Source organism: Pseudomonas sp. GL_093, from assembly GCF_057837605.1.
The window spans coordinates 5,289,689-5,303,768 of record NZ_CM174448.1; the positions used below are offsets into that span (position 1 = coordinate 5,289,689).

The 14,080-nt window shown below is 58.8% G+C and carries 14 protein-coding genes; 4 read left to right on the top strand and 10 right to left on the bottom strand.

Features of this window, described 5'->3' with window-relative positions; translation table 11 throughout:
• Positions 1-8: 8 nt before the first annotated feature.
• Positions 9-938 (bottom strand): electron transfer flavoprotein subunit alpha/FixB family protein, encoded by a 930-nt coding sequence (locus tag AC3IUE_RS24340; protein ID WP_489264005.1) that lies wholly within the window; start codon positions 936-938, stop codon positions 9-11.
• On the bottom strand, positions 939-1,688 hold the full coding sequence (locus AC3IUE_RS24345; RefSeq protein WP_056745417.1) for an electron transfer flavoprotein subunit beta/FixA family protein: 750 nt from the start codon (positions 1,686-1,688) through the stop codon (positions 939-941).
• Positions 1,689-2,237: 549 nt separating this feature from the next.
• Between AC3IUE_RS24345 and AC3IUE_RS24350 the strand changes: the two genes are divergently transcribed.
• Positions 2,238-3,902, top strand: a complete 1,665-nt coding sequence (locus AC3IUE_RS24350; protein ID WP_489264007.1) for an electron transfer flavoprotein-ubiquinone oxidoreductase — start codon at positions 2,238-2,240, stop codon at positions 3,900-3,902.
• 60 nt (positions 3,903-3,962) lie between these two features.
• Here AC3IUE_RS24350 and AC3IUE_RS24355 read toward each other — a convergent pair whose 3' ends face one another.
• Complete coding sequence (locus AC3IUE_RS24355) at positions 3,963-4,853, bottom strand: AraC family transcriptional regulator (RefSeq protein WP_283181186.1); 891 nt, start codon at positions 4,851-4,853, stop codon at positions 3,963-3,965.
• 190 nt (positions 4,854-5,043) lie between these two features.
• Here AC3IUE_RS24355 and AC3IUE_RS24360 point away from each other — a divergent pair, with 190 nt between their 5' ends.
• Positions 5,044-6,096: an NAD(P)-dependent alcohol dehydrogenase gene (locus AC3IUE_RS24360; RefSeq protein ID WP_489264008.1), complete on the top strand. Its 1,053-nt coding sequence runs from the start codon at positions 5,044-5,046 to the stop codon at positions 6,094-6,096.
• Here AC3IUE_RS24360 and AC3IUE_RS24365 read toward each other — a convergent pair whose 3' ends face one another.
• From AC3IUE_RS24365 to AC3IUE_RS24385, 5 genes are all read right to left on the bottom strand, one after another.
• The gene (locus tag AC3IUE_RS24365; RefSeq protein WP_008152270.1) at positions 6,097-6,900 is read right to left on the bottom strand and encodes an IclR family transcriptional regulator; all 804 of its coding nucleotides are present in this window, start codon (positions 6,898-6,900) and stop codon (positions 6,097-6,099) included.
• 60 nt (positions 6,901-6,960) lie between these two features.
• Positions 6,961-8,271 (bottom strand): MFS transporter, encoded by a 1,311-nt coding sequence (locus AC3IUE_RS24370; RefSeq protein WP_149629305.1) that lies wholly within the window; start codon positions 8,269-8,271, stop codon positions 6,961-6,963.
• A 201-nt stretch (positions 8,272-8,472) separates the two neighbouring features.
• Positions 8,473-9,621, bottom strand: coding sequence for a galactonate dehydratase (gene dgoD, locus AC3IUE_RS24375; RefSeq protein WP_008152275.1), 1,149 nt, complete (start codon positions 9,619-9,621; stop codon positions 8,473-8,475).
• A gap of 45 nt (positions 9,622-9,666) precedes the next feature.
• Positions 9,667-10,287 (bottom strand): 2-dehydro-3-deoxy-6-phosphogalactonate aldolase, encoded by a 621-nt coding sequence (locus tag AC3IUE_RS24380; protein WP_489264009.1) that lies wholly within the window; start codon positions 10,285-10,287, stop codon positions 9,667-9,669.
• A 19-nt stretch (positions 10,288-10,306) separates the two neighbouring features.
• Complete coding sequence (locus AC3IUE_RS24385) at positions 10,307-11,299, bottom strand: 2-dehydro-3-deoxygalactonokinase (RefSeq protein WP_150657034.1); 993 nt, start codon at positions 11,297-11,299, stop codon at positions 10,307-10,309.
• A gap of 180 nt (positions 11,300-11,479) precedes the next feature.
• Here AC3IUE_RS24385 and AC3IUE_RS24390 point away from each other — a divergent pair, with 180 nt between their 5' ends.
• Complete coding sequence (locus tag AC3IUE_RS24390) at positions 11,480-11,923, top strand: hypothetical protein (RefSeq protein ID WP_489264010.1); 444 nt, start codon at positions 11,480-11,482, stop codon at positions 11,921-11,923.
• A 19-nt stretch (positions 11,924-11,942) separates the two neighbouring features.
• Here the strand turns inward: AC3IUE_RS24390 and AC3IUE_RS24395 are convergent, their stop codons facing one another.
• Entirely contained in the window at positions 11,943-12,500 is a 558-nt protein-coding gene (locus tag AC3IUE_RS24395; protein ID WP_056745431.1) for a hypothetical protein, read from the bottom strand.
• A 74-nt stretch (positions 12,501-12,574) separates the two neighbouring features.
• The gene (locus AC3IUE_RS24400; protein WP_056745432.1) at positions 12,575-13,057 is read right to left on the bottom strand and encodes a GNAT family N-acetyltransferase; all 483 of its coding nucleotides are present in this window, start codon (positions 13,055-13,057) and stop codon (positions 12,575-12,577) included.
• Positions 13,058-13,353: 296 nt separating this feature from the next.
• On the opposite strand from AC3IUE_RS24400, the gene AC3IUE_RS24405 reads away from it, so the two are divergent.
• Positions 13,354-14,007: an HD domain-containing protein gene (locus AC3IUE_RS24405; protein ID WP_489264011.1), complete on the top strand. Its 654-nt coding sequence runs from the start codon at positions 13,354-13,356 to the stop codon at positions 14,005-14,007.
• Positions 14,008-14,080: the final 73 nt, after the last annotated feature.

A 14,080-nucleotide genomic window follows, 5' to 3' on the forward strand; every position in this document is an offset into this window, starting at 1 on the left:
TCGCTGGATTAGACCAGCTTCTCAAACTCAGGGATTGCTTCGAACAGGTCCGCCACCAGGCCATAATCGGCCACCTGGAAGATCGGCGCTTCTTCGTCCTTGTTGATCGCAACGATCACTTTGGAGTCTTTCATGCCGGCCAGGTGCTGGATCGCGCCGGAGATACCGACGGCGATGTACAGCTGTGGAGCAACGATCTTGCCGGTCTGACCGACCTGCATGTCGTTGGGTACGAAACCTGCGTCGACCGCGGCGCGCGAAGCACCGACGGCAGCGCCCAGCTTGTCAGCCAGGGCGTACAGGTGTTTGAAGTTGTCGCCGTTCTGCATGCCACGGCCGCCGGAAACGACGATCTTGGCAGCGGTCAGTTCAGGACGATCGGACTTGGCCAGTTCTTCGCCAACGAAGCTCGAAATGCCAGCGTCGTGAGCAGCCGCAACGGCTTCAACAGCCGCCGAACCACCTTCAGCCGCGACCGGGTCGAAACCGGTAGCACGAACGGTGATGACTTTGACCGCAGCGTTCGATTGAACGGTTGCGATGGCGTTACCGGCGTAGATCGGGCGCTTGAAGGTGTCAGCGCTTTCGACCGAGATGATCTCGGAGATCTGGTCAACGTCCAGCTGAGCGGCAACGCGCGGCAGGATGTTTTTGCCGTTGGAGGTAGCGGCAGCCAGGATGTGGCTGTAGCCCTTGCCCAACTCTGCAACCAGCGGCGCAACGTTTTCCGGCAGCTGGTGAGCGTAGGCGGCGTTGTCGGCCACCAGCACTTTAGCCACGCCAGCGATTTTCGCAGCGGCTTCAGCCACGGCGCCAGCGCCCTGACCTGCTACCAGAACGTGGATGTCACCACCGATTTTAACGGCGGCAGCCACGGTGTTCAGCGTGGCCGGGGCCAGCACTTTGTTGTCGTGTTCAGCAATAACCAAGATAGTCATTTAGATTACCTTCGCTTCGTTTTTCAGTTTCTCGACCAGTTCAGCCACCGACTTGACCTTGATACCCGCGCTGCGTGCAGCTGGCGCTTCGACTTTCACGGTTTTGTTGGTGGAGGCGGTGGAAACGCCCAAAGCGTCCGGAGTCAGCACTTCGAGAGGCTTCTTCTTGGCCTTCATGATGTTTGGCAGGGACGCGTAACGCGGCTCGTTCAAACGCAGGTCGGTGGTGACGATGGCCGGCAGTTTCAGGGAAACTGTCTGCGCGCCGCCGTCGACTTCGCGAGTCACGGCAACGGTGTCGCCGCTGATTTCGACTTTGGACGCGAACGTGCCCTGACCGTAGCCGCTCAATGCAGCGAGCATCTGGCCGGTCTGGTTGTTGTCGCTGTCGATGGCTTGTTTGCCAAGGATCACCAGCTGAGGCTGTTCCTTGTCGACAACAGCCTTGAGCAGCTTGGCAACGGCCAGCGAAGTCAGGTCTTCAGCGGATTCGACGAGGATGGCGCGGTCGGCACCCAGAGCCAGCGCGGTGCGCAGTTGCTCTTGAGCGGTGGACGGGCCGATGGAGACGACGACGATTTCAGTCGCAACACCTTTCTCTTTCAGGCGTACGGCTTCTTCCACTGCGATTTCGCAGAACGGGTTCATCGACATCTTGACGTTGGCGAGGTCGACGCCGGAATTGTCCGCCTTGACGCGAACCTTGACGTTGTAATCCACAACGCGTTTGACAGCTACAAGAACCTTCATGGATTCCTCGTTACTCTCCGGTGAAAAGAAAGTCGCCTAGGCGAACCTGGCGGTTTGATGCTCATCGGCGCAAGGGCACCTCTAAAAACGCTGGCAAAGGTGTCAAGTGACAAGCGCTCACGATGAAGATGACCGTTCGTCAGTGGTGACTGACGAGTCATTCATTATCGCGGCGTGTAAACTGCGCGCCGGAACCTGCGCTGCGCATCACCTTGTACTGCCATCGCCCTGTCTTTAGAGGTGCTCTTGAAACCAACAGTCAGCCTACGGCGAGCGCAAAACCGACCGTATCTTGACCGGAACGCCTATTCCGGTCAATACGGCAAAATGGCCAGTCATAAGCCGCGTGACTTTGATTTCTCTGGCTTTGAGCCGATTCAAACAAACGTTTGTATTGGACGCTAGGAGTGGTGTAGATATAATGCGCCACCTTAGAGAGAAAGGTGGCTCATCGATTGTCCTCTTCCTGCATTGCGCAGGAATTCATGGATGCGACACCAAACCTCCAATTAGAAAAAAAACTGTTGAGCCTTGAGTAGGAGATAACCTGTGGAACGCGAATACATGGAATTCGACGTGGTCATCGTCGGTGCCGGCCCCGCTGGTCTTTCCGCCGCCTGCCGATTGAAGCAGAAGGCCGCCGAAGCCGGTAAGGAAATCAGCGTCTGCGTGGTCGAAAAAGGCTCCGAAGTCGGTGCTCACATCCTGTCCGGCGCCGTGTTCGAACCACGCGCCCTGAACGAATTGTTCCCTGACTGGAAAGAACTCGGCGCCCCGCTGAATACGCCAGTCACTCGCGATGACATCTTCGTTCTCAAGAACGCCGACAGCGCGCAAAAGATTCCCGACCTCTTTGTGCCCAAGACCATGCACAACGAAGGTAACTACATCATCTCCTTGGGCAACCTGTGCCGCTGGCTGGCACAGCAGGCCGAGAACCTGGGCGTGGAAATCTACCCAGGCTTCGCCGCTCAGGAAGCGCTGTTCGACGAGAACGGCGTGGTTCGCGGGATTATCACTGGCGATCTGGGCGTTGACCGCGAAGGCAACCCGAAAGAAGGCCTGTACACCCCAGGCATGGAACTGCGTGGCAAGTACACGCTGTTCGCCGAAGGTTGCCGTGGCCACATCGGCAAGCAACTGATCAAGCGCTTCAACCTCGACAGCGAGGCCGACGCCCAGCACTACGGCATCGGCCTGAAAGAAATCTGGGAAATCGACCCGGCCAAGCATCAACCAGGCCTGGTGGTCCACACCGCCGGCTGGCCGCTGGACATCATGGGCACCGAGAACACCGGTGGCTCGTTCCTCTATCACTTGGAAAACAACCAGGTCGTAGTCGGTCTGATCGTCGATCTTTCCTACAGCAACACCTACCTGTCGCCATTCGACGAGTTCCAGCGCCTCAAGCATCACCCGGTGCTCAAGCAGTACCTGGAAGGCGGCAAGCGCATCAGCTACGGCGCTCGCGCCATCTGCAAAGGCGGCCTGAACTCGCTGCCGAAGATGGTCTTCAAGGGCGGCGCGCTGATCGGTTGCGACCTCGGCACCCTGAACTTCGCCAAGATCAAAGGCAGCCACACCGCGATGAAGTCCGGCATGCTCGCCGCTGAATCCGTGGCCGAAGCGCTGTTCGCTGAAAAGGACGGCACCGAAGAGCTGACCACTTACGTCGACGCGTTCAAGAAGAGCTGGCTCTACGACGAACTGTTCGCCAGCCGCAACTTCGGCCCGGCGATCCACAAGTTCGGCGCCATCGTCGGTGGCGGTTTCAACTGGCTCGACCAGAATATCTTCGGCGGCAAACTGCCGTTCACCTTGCACGATACCAAGCCGGATTACGCGTGCCTCAAGCTTGCGGCCGACTGTAAGAAGATCGACTACCCGAAACCGGACGGCAAGATCAGCTTCGACAAACTCAGCTCGGTGTTCATCTCCGGTACCAACCATGAAGAAGAGCAGCCGTGCCACCTGAAGTTGACCGACCCAAGCATCCCGATCGCCAAGAACCTGCCGCTGTACGATGAGCCTGCCCAGCGTTACTGCCCGGCCGGCGTGTACGAAGTGGTGACCATGGAAGACGGTGAGAAGCGCTTCCAGATCAACGCCCAGAACTGCGTTCACTGCAAGACCTGCGACATCAAGGACCCTGCACAGAACATCACCTGGGTGGCGCCGGAAGGCTCTGGCGGCCCGACTTACCCAAACATGTAAGTCGAATGGCTGAACATCAAGGCTCCCGAACGGGGGCCTTTTTGTTGCCCGCGATTCCTGTCAGGCAGCGCGTTCGTCACCGGGATTACGCTCGAAGTAGCGTTTGTACTCGCGACTGAACTGCGACGTGCTTTGATACCCGACCCGATGCGCCACCTGTGCCACGCCCAACCCCTCGCCCAGCAGTAACTGCTGGGCCCTGAGCAAACGCAAGCGCTTCAAGTACTGCACTGGAGACAACAACGTGCTGCGTTTGAAATGCTCATGAAAGGTCGACGCACTCATATTCGCGCAACTGGCCAAGGTCTCGACGTTCAAGGGTTCGGTGTAATGCGCATGCAGATGGCTGAGCGACGCCGCGATCCGGGCGAATTGCCCCTGTTGCTCGACCAGCGCCCGCAACACATCGGCTTGCGGCCCGCGCAAGGCGACGAACAACAATTCCCTCAATCGCGCCTGCCCCATAACCTGGCATTCCAGCGGATCGTGCAGGCAACGCAGCAGCCGTTCAACACAACCACGCATCGCATCGTCGAGCACCGCCGAGGTCATGGACTCTGGCGTTTGCGCCGCAATACTACGCCCCGGCGCCAGCCCCATGGCCAAGACCAACTCACCGAGCAACACCCGGTCAATGGCGATGGAAACACCCAGCATCGGGCCATCGGGAGCTGAAAACGTTTCGCACTCGAACGGCACCGGCAAGGCCTGAATCAAATAATGCCCGGCGCCGTATTCCAGCGTACGCGGCCCCAGATACGCCAGTTTGCTGCCCTGGGCGATGATGACCAGACTCGGCTCATAAATCTGCGGGCCGCGAGCCACATCACAACTGGCCCGCAAAACCTGCACACCCGGCAACGCCGTGGGCGCGAAACCATCGCGGGTGGTCAGCGGCTGAATCAATGAAACCAGGGTGGCATTGGCGTCGAGATGACGGGTCAACAACATGAGAGCTCTTCACAAAAAAGTCGCGGAAAAAGGGATGAAAGCATCATCGCAGGTCTGATGGCCAATGCGATCCATTGAAGGCTGATGCCGGAGGATTAGGCATGACACCCGGAGGAATCGCCATGGCCGGTAACCCGTGCGGCGCCCAGAATTGCTCGCCTCACCTGTCACCGTTTTTGCGAGGTTCATCATGTACACCGCCATCGGATACGCCGCCCAGTCGGCCACCACTCCCCTCGCCCCCATGAAATTCGAGCGCCGCAGCCCACGGGCCGACGACGTCGCGATCGATATTCTCTACTGCGGCGTCTGCCATTCCGACATCCATCAGGCACGCAACGAGTGGGGCATTGCCGTTTACCCACTGATGCCCGGCCACGAGATCGTAGGCAAAGTTACCGCCATCGGTGCGAACGTCACCCAGCACAAAGTCGGCGATCTGGTTGGCGTCGGGTGCATGGTTGATTCCTGCCGCAGTTGCGAAGCCTGCCAATCGAACCTCGAGCAATACTGCCTCGAAGGTCCGACCATGACCTACGCCACTCCGGACCGCGTCGATGGCAGCAACACCATGGGCGGCTATTCCGACAGCATCGTGGTCAGCGAACACTTCGTGGTGCGCATCCCGGAAAAACTCGACCCGGCCAGCGCCGCGCCGATCCTGTGTGCCGGCATCACCACCTATTCGCCACTCAAGCATTACGGCGTGAAGGCAGGCGACAAGGTCGGGATTCTCGGCATGGGCGGCCTCGGCCACATGGGCATCAAGTTCGCCAAGGCAATGGGCGCTGAAGTGACGCTGTTCACTCGCTCGGCGAGCAAGGCTGAAGAAGGTCGTCGCCAGGGTGCGGACCACGTGATCGTGTCCACCGATGCCGAACAGATGAAGGCCGCGGCAGGCCATTTCGACTTCCTGCTGGACACCATTCCGGTGCAGCACGACCTCAATCCCTACCTCGATACGCTACGTTTCGACGGCGTGCACATTCTGGTGGGCTTGATCGAACCGGTCGATCCACCGGTCCACGCTGCCAAACTGGTATTGGGCCGTCGTGTGCTGGCCGGCTCGCTGATCGGCGGCATCGCAGAAACCCAGGAGGTGCTGGATTTCTGCGCCGAGCACAACATCACCTGCGACATCGAAATGCTCGACATTCGCCAGATCAACGAGGCTTACGCCCGCATGATCGCGGGTGACGTGAAGTACCGCTTCGTCATCGATATGGCCACGCTGAAGGTCTAATCAGACCTTAGCGCCAAGCTCCGCCGACAGCCGAGCCGTGACCCCTTTGATCAGGGGAATCAGCTCGGCCATTTTTTCCAGCGGCATGTACGGCACGGTGCTGGCAATGCTGATACCGGCGACGATACGTTTGCTGGCATCGCGGATCGGCGCCGCTACGCAGCGGATCGACGGCTCGTTGTCTTCCAGATCGAACGCATAACCGCCCGCCACGTACTCGACCATGCGCTGCTGAAACTGCTCCCAGGACTGCTCCGGGTGTTGCGGCCAGAACTGATTTTTCCCACCCGCCGGCAAGCTGACTTCGTACAGCCGCTGCCATTCTTCCTGCGTGTCATCGAGCATCAGCGCCTTGCCGATCCCGGTGCGCGCCAACGGCATGCGATGGCCGACCCGCGAACGCATTTCCGGGCCATTGCGCCCCGGATTCTTGTGCAGGTACAGCACCTCATCGCCTTCGCGAATCGCCAGGTGAATGGTGTCGCCGGTCAACGCCGACAACTCATCCAGATACGGCCCGGCAAGGGTCACCAGCGGCAGCTCTTCGCGCGCCTGGAAACCCAGTTCGATCAGCTTCGGCCCCAACAAATAACCGACTTGCGGCACCACGCGCAGATAACGCTCGTCCACCAGGCAACTGGCCAGACGGTGCGTCGTGCTACGCGTAGTGCCGATCAGTCGGGCGATTTCCTTGAGATCGCGGGCGCCACTGGCCACGGCCTGAACCACACCCAAACCACGAAGCAGTGTCTGGGTGCCGGTCGGTGCGGCGTCCTTGGCGATTTTTGGGGCGTCTTCCTGCATATCCAGCCTTTACCGTTGAGCGAGTGAACGGGCGGCATTATGGTCGCCCGCATGCCGCAACTACAACTTGATACGCTCGACTTTGCCGACCAGCAAGATGTAGGAAAGCGCGCCAATCAACGCCAGAACAGAGATATAGGTGATCGCCGGGGCGAACGAATCACCGGTAGCGAGGAAACCGATGACGATCGGCGTGGTAATCGCCGACAGGTTGCCGATGAAGTTGAACACACCGCCGGTCAACCCGAGCAATCGCGCCGGGGCCAACGTTGAAACCAGCGACCAAGTGATCGAGGCCAGCCCGTTACCGAAGAACGCCAACGCGAGGAAGGCAATCACCAGCGGGGTCGACTCGACGAAGTTGGCGCCGATGATCGAGGTGGAAATCAGCAGGCCGCCAATGATCGGCAACTTGCGAGCGAAACCCACGGTGTAGCCGCGGCGAATCAGCCAGTCAGAGAAGAACCCCGAACAGAGCACACCGACGAAGGCGGCGAGAAACGGCAGCGACGCCAACAGGCCGGACTTGATGAAGTCCATGCCGCGATATTTCACCAGGTAGGTCGGGAACCACGTCAGAAAAAACCACAACGTCGAGTTGAGGCAGAACTGGCCGAGGTAGATGCCCCACAACTTGCGTTTGGTCAGCACGATGCCGAGATCGGTCCAGCTGAATTTGGCTTTGACTTTGGCTTGTTCAGCCTGGATATCCACTAGTCCGCCCCCTTCGCGGATCAGGTCGATTTCAGCGTCATTGGCGCCTTTGAAATCCCGTGGCTCGCGATACACCGCGTACCAGATCACTGCCCAGAGAATGCCCACCGCACCGGTGCTGACAAACACCATGTGCCAGCCATATTGATGCTGCAGCCAGGCCAATACCGGCGTCAGGAACGCCAGACCGACGAACTGCCCGGACGTGTAGAAACCGATGGCTGTGGCGCGCTCGCGCTCGGGGAACCAGGTGGTGACCACACGGCTGTTGATCGGGTACGCGGGTGCTTCCAGCGCACCGACTGCCATGCGCAATACGAACAGTGCGATGAAGCTGGCGGCGAAGCCGAGCATCACTGTGGCGATCGACCATAGCAGCAATGCGACGCTGTAAAGGATGCGCGGCGGGACGCGATCTACCAGCCAGCCGCCGGGGATTTGCATGGCGGCGTAGGTCCAGCCGAATGCCGAGAAAATCAGCCCGACGTGGATCGGGTCGATGCCCAGTTCACTGGTGAGTGCCGGGGCGGCGATGGACAGGTTGCTGCGGTCCAGATAGTTGATCACCACGGTGATAAACAGCAGCACCATGATGAAAAAACGCTTGCGACTGGGCGTCACCAACGACGCCTGCCCGGTAAGGGTTTGCGGTTGCATGGGGAATGCCTCTTCTTATGTTTATTGAGGTTCGATGTGAAATCGGGGGGTTGCCGTAAATCTTCCTGTCCATGGAGATCAAACTGTGGGAGCCAGCCTGCTGGCGATAGCGGTGTGTCAGTCACCAAGAATGCTGGGGGGGCCGACCAAATCGCCAGCAGGCTGGCTCCCACAGGGGATGTGCGGTGGATCAGAGATCGATCACCACTCAGCAAAACTGCCATCGGCATGGCGCCAGATCGGGTTGCGCCAGCGGTGGCCGACGGCCGCGCGTTCGATCACGTACTCCTCGTTGATCTCGATCCCGAGGCCCGGGCCATTGGGGATCTTCACGAAGCCCTTGTCGTAGTCGAACACCCGCGGATCTTTCACATAATCGAGCAGGTCATTGCTCTCGTTGTAATGAATGCCCAGGCTCTGTTCCTGGATGAACGCGTTGTAGCAAACCGCATCCAGCTGCAAACATGCCGCCAATGCAATCGGGCCCAATGGGCAGTGCAGCGCCAGCGCCACGTCGTAGGCTTCAGCCATGTTGGCGATCTTGCGGGTTTCGGTGATACCGCCGGCGTGAGACGCGTCCGGCTGGATGATGTCGACGTAACCTTCGCTGAGCACACGCTTGAAATCCCAGCGCGAGAACAGCCGCTCACCGAGGGCAATCGGGGTGCTGGTCAGCGGCGCCAATTCTTTCAGCGCTTCGTAGTTTTCGCTGAGCACCGGCTCTTCGATGAACATCAGTTTGTACGGGTCGAGTTCCTTCATCAGGACTTTGGCCATGGGCTTGTGCACCCGGCCATGGAAATCGACGCCGATGCCGACATTCGGCCCCACCGCATCGCGCACGGCGGCGACGTTGGCCAGGGCCAGGTCGACTTTTTCGAAGGAGTCGAGGAACTGCAGCTCTTCGGTGCCGTTCATTTTCACCGCAGTGAAACCACGCTCGACGGCTTCTTTTGCAGCGCGAGCGGTGTCCGCCGGCCGGTCGCCGCCGATCCACGAATACACACGAATCTTGTCCCGCACCTGACCGCCCAACAGGTCGCTGACTGACACACCCAAGGCCTTGCCCTTGATGTCCCACAACGCCTGATCGATACCGGCCAGCGCACTCATGTGGATCGCGCCGCCCCGGTAGAAGCCGCCGCGGTACAGCACGGTCCAGATGTCTTCGATGTTGCGTGGGTCTTTGCCGATCAGGTAGTCGGACAATTCTTCAACAGCGGCAGCGACCGTGTGTGCGCGGCCCTCGACCACGGGTTCGCCCCAGCCAGTCACGCCCTCGTCGGTTTCGACCTTGAGGAAGCACCAGCGCGGTGGAACGATGAAAGTGGTCAGTTTGGTGATTTTCATCTTTTGTCTCTCTTATAGATGCAGCGCTCGCAGCGCCAAAAAGTCTTAGCGAAGGGCTTTCCAGGCAGCCACGTAGGCCTTGGCGTTTACCGCCACTTCCTCAGCTGTCATGCCCGGTTTGAACAACCCGGAACCGAGGCCGAAGCCTTTGACGCCCGCGTCGATAAACACCTGCATGTTGTCCGGCGTGATCCCGCCGACCGGCGCCAGAATCGTTCCCGCAGGCAGCACCGCGAGCCAGGCTTTGACGACTGCCGGGCCCATCTGCTCGGCCGGAAACATCTTCAACACGTCCGCCCCTTCGGCCAATGCCGCAAAGGCCTCAGTCGGCGTCGCCACTCCCGGCGACAGGAACAACCCCGCCGCTTTCGCTGCGCGCAACACCTTGGGATCGCTGTGCGGCATGACGATCACCTGGCCGCCCGCCGCTTTCACTTGCTCGACCTGCTCCGGCGTCAGCACCGTGCCGGCACCGATCAGGCAATCGGCGGGCAAGGTACTGCGCAGGATGCGGATACTTTCGTACGGCTCAGGGGAATTGAGCGGCACTTCGATGACGCGAAATCCGGCGGTGTAAAGGACTTCGCCGATGGCTGCCGCTTCTTGCGGGCGCAGGCCACGCAAAATCGCGATCAGTCCGTTTTGCGCCAATGCTTGCTTGAGCATGTCAGACCTCCAGTCAGGTTTAACGGGATGGGTTGGGTGTGATCAGTCCGGCGGCAACCGCCAACTGCCACAAGCCGCGTTCGGTGGCTTGTTCGGCCAGGGTCACCCGGGCAAAACCACAGGCGTCGAGCGCCCGGCTGTAGCGGGCACAGAGTTGGGCATTACCGATGAGGATGATCGAAGGCAAATGAACGCTGTTGCGTCGGCGTCGCTGAACACTCGCCAACGCTGAAAGTTCATGGCCAATCAACAGACCGGACAAGTAATCCGGTTGGGCGGTGGCGCTGAGTTCGCCAGTCAACCCGAGGCTGCGGGCACTGAACAATGTCGACAACGGCCCGATCTCGCCATCCGCCGACAGCGCCACTTGCACACCACGATCAAAGGCGTGGCCATCGAAGGACGCGCCCTTTTGCTGAGTGCGCCCCAGAATGCTGTGCTCGCTGAGTACGGCGAAGACTTCGCCGGTCATGAAGGTATCGAAGTGCACGATGCAGCCGTCGGCCACTTCCACCCACTTCGAATGACTGCCCGGCAGGCCGATCAACAGATCGTTGCCCGCCTCGCCCGGCAGATTGTGCAGAACGCCGAGCACTTGGGTTTCTTCGCCGCGCATCACGTTTGGCAAACGAGACCGCTGAATCACGCCCGGCACGATGTGCACATCGACACCGCGAAGACTGCGAACCGTTTGTAGGGAGATTCCGAGATTGGCGACGTTCGCCGGCGTATCGCGGTAAGCCGCTTCACGCCAGCCTTGTGCACTGCCGACCATGCCGCACGCAATCACCGGCAAATCGGGCTGCGCGTCGAGCCAGTCACCGCAGGCCTCATCGAAGGCCAGTTCAAAACCGTCGGCACATTCCTGACCCGCGATCATTCGCGGCGTCCTGGGCAGCTGCATGATCCCCGACGACAGCGAACGCTGTTCGAGCACCTGGCCACCCGCGGCGAGTTTGTAAGCACGTAATGAGGTTGTCCCCCAATCGAGCGCGATCAATTGCGCCAGCATCGCTTCACCTGTTTTGTTTATTGGCAGTGAGTGAGCTGGACTATAAACCCGGACGCATAAAAATCTCAATATATAAATATCACTCCCATATTATGGGATTTACAAGTGTGACAAGTTTTTCTACGGCGACGCTTTAAAATGCCGGGCCATTGCAGCCGTACACCCACTCAAGGAAGAAAAATGAAGATTGCTTCAAAGGCTCTGCTGTTATGCGGCGTGCTCTGGTCCATGGCGGCATTCAGCGCATCGAAAGACTTGAAGGTCGGTGATATCTGGGCCTACAAAAACCGGCCGGGCGAGGATGGATCGACACTGACGATCCTGAAAATCAAAAATTATCCGAAACTGGGCAAGGTCGTTCACATCAGGGTCGACGGCTTTCGGATGATCAATCCGGTGACAGGCAATGAGTTCAACGACATGCCTCACCTGCCCTTCCAGGCAAAAGCCCTGGAACGCAGCATCACCCACCGAGTAGGGGAAACTGCAGAAATTCCGGATTTCAATCAGGGATACGCTGCGTGGAGAGCGGCCTTCGATGAAGAGAAGGCCGGGGTTTTCAAGATCAGCGTCAGCAAAACACTCGACGGCATGATCAACGGTAACTGGGAGGACAGCGAATAACTTCCCTTCAAAGCATTGGCTACAGTGACCGCCATGTTTCATTGCCGACAAAAACGTATTGGCTTATTGCCTTTTCTCCATCCGAGTACTCACCGTAGTACAGCACTGGATAGTTGAAGGATATTGCAGCGGAAAACTTCGCCACCTCAAAATAAACTGCTCGCTCGACGCAATACACAATCAACCTGGAGTGAGAGCCCATGTACTGCTCAAAGGTCAGGTATCGCAGGCATGATGACCAACAGTGACCACGTCCCCACAGAATGCCATTCAGACTCGCGCCGTTGACTGACACCTCATTCCAGCTATCGCCGAATCGTGCCTCGTCTTGATAAGTCCACTCAACGATCAAAGAGCGATCAGGCGATGAAATGGTTGCACCGTTGTAGCCAATGTATAAAGGAACGCCCGTACCGCTCTCAGTCATTTCATTCTTGATTGGGACCTGCACAGGCACTTCCACGCACGCACTAACGTTATCCGTCAATGGTGGTAAGTCGAGGCGTTTAACCAACGCACGGATATAGAACCTCACACCCAGCAAAAACACGGCGACCACCACGATCAGGTACAGCATAAAATTCCTTTCTAAGTGTCACGCGAGACAAAAGCGATCTCCATGATCGTCGGTAACGCTGGTGTCCAGATCGATCACCGCCCCTCGGCAAACTCCCGCAATACCGCCCCATCCATCCGATACCGCACCCACTCTTCCTGTGGCTGCGCACCCAAAGACTTGTAGAATTCGATCGCCGGTTTGTTCCAGTCCAGAACGCTCCACTCAAATCGACCACAATCATTGGCGCAGGCGATTTTCGCCAGGTGACGCAGCAAGGTTTTACCCGCCCCGCCGCCACGCTGATCAGGGGTGATGTAGAGGTCTTCGAGGTAAAGGCAGTTGCTGCCCAGCCACGTGGAATAGCTGAAGAAGAACACCGCAAATCCGATTGGCGAGCCATCGCGCAAACAGATCAGGCCGTGGGCGGTGGCGCCTTCGCTGAACAGGCTGCGCTCGATGTCGGCGACGCTGGCGATGACTTCGTGGCGGGCACGTTCGTAGTCGGCCAGTTCAGTGATGAACCCGAGGATTTGCGGTGCATCGCTCGGGGTCGCCGGGCGGATCTCGATCGTCATGGACGTGCCTTCGTCAAAAGTTGAAAACGCCATACTAAGGCGGCGAACGGCGCTCGTCACACTGGAAATTCAAAGCTGATCCATGGAGCATGTGTAGCAGCTGGCGAAGCCTGCGTTCGGTTCGGGCCGCGTTCGGACGTAGCAGTCGTGAAACCTGAACACGCGGTTTTCCTGTAACACCACATCGTCTGATTCCACGACTGCTGCGTCCGATCGCGGCCCGAGCCGAACGCAGGCTTCGACAGCTGCTACAGGGCTATGTCGCTGCAAAGACGTTTTCACTTAACAGGATGTTTATGAACACTGATGCTTTCGCGCCACTGCAACTCCTCGCTGCGCAACTGATGCCCCACGCGCTTGAGCCGTCGGAAGATGGTGCCCATGATCTGTCGCACTTGCAGCGGGTGTGGCACAACGTGCGTACGCTTCACGCTGAAGAAGGTGGCGATCTTGAGGTGCTGCTCGCGGCAGTGCTGTTGCATGATTGCGTGGCGGTAGAGAAGAACTCGCCGCTGCGTTCTCAGGCGTCGCGGCTGGCCGCCGAGAAGGCATCGATCATGTTGGCGGACATGGCTTGGCCTGGCGCAAAAATCAGCTCGGTTGCCCATGCCATCGAAGCGCACAGTTTTTCCGCCAACATCGCGCCGACCACGCTCGAAGCGAAAATCATGCAGGACGCCGACCGTCTCGACTCCCTTGGCATGCTCGGCGTGGCGCGCACCTTTTACATCGCCGGACGTATGGGCAGCGCGTTGTACGATCCAGAGGATCCTGAGGCGAAGGACCGGGAGTACGATGACAAACGTTTTTGCCTCGACCATTTCCAGACCAAGCTGCTGCACCTGGCGGACGGATTCCAGACAACCACCGGCCAGCGTCTGGCACAGACTCGCCACGAACGGTTGAAGGGTTTCATGGATCTGTTCAAGGAAGAAATAGGCGTCCGCTAAACGCATTACTCCGGCCAGCGCTAACCCTGAAATCGATAACCACATACCTGACATCGACGCCTTGCGTGATAGA

Coding starts and splice junctions, on each gene's coding strand:
- AC3IUE_RS24340 (WP_489264005.1), bottom strand. CDS start 938: ATGACTATCTTGGTTATTGCTGAACACGACAACAAAGTGCTGGCCCCG.
- AC3IUE_RS24345 (WP_056745417.1), bottom strand. CDS start 1,688: ATGAAGGTTCTTGTAGCTGTCAAACGCGTTGTGGATTACAACGTCAAG.
- AC3IUE_RS24355 (WP_283181186.1), bottom strand. CDS start 4,853: ATGTTGTTGACCCGTCATCTCGACGCCAATGCCACCCTGGTTTCATTG.
- AC3IUE_RS24360 (WP_489264008.1), top strand. CDS start 5,044: ATGTACACCGCCATCGGATACGCCGCCCAGTCGGCCACCACTCCCCTC.
- AC3IUE_RS24365 (WP_008152270.1), bottom strand. CDS start 6,900: ATGCAGGAAGACGCCCCAAAAATCGCCAAGGACGCCGCACCGACCGGC.
- AC3IUE_RS24370 (WP_149629305.1), bottom strand. CDS start 8,271: ATGCAACCGCAAACCCTTACCGGGCAGGCGTCGTTGGTGACGCCCAGT.
- dgoD (WP_008152275.1), bottom strand. CDS start 9,621: ATGAAAATCACCAAACTGACCACTTTCATCGTTCCACCGCGCTGGTGC.
- AC3IUE_RS24380 (WP_489264009.1), bottom strand. CDS start 10,287: ATGCTCAAGCAAGCATTGGCGCAAAACGGACTGATCGCGATTTTGCGT.
- AC3IUE_RS24385 (WP_150657034.1), bottom strand. CDS start 11,299: ATGCTGGCGCAATTGATCGCGCTCGATTGGGGGACAACCTCATTACGT.
- AC3IUE_RS24390 (WP_489264010.1), top strand. CDS start 11,480: ATGAAGATTGCTTCAAAGGCTCTGCTGTTATGCGGCGTGCTCTGGTCC.
- AC3IUE_RS24395 (WP_056745431.1), bottom strand. CDS start 12,500: ATGCTGTACCTGATCGTGGTGGTCGCCGTGTTTTTGCTGGGTGTGAGG.
- AC3IUE_RS24400 (WP_056745432.1), bottom strand. CDS start 13,057: ATGACGATCGAGATCCGCCCGGCGACCCCGAGCGATGCACCGCAAATC.
- AC3IUE_RS24405 (WP_489264011.1), top strand. CDS start 13,354: ATGAACACTGATGCTTTCGCGCCACTGCAACTCCTCGCTGCGCAACTG.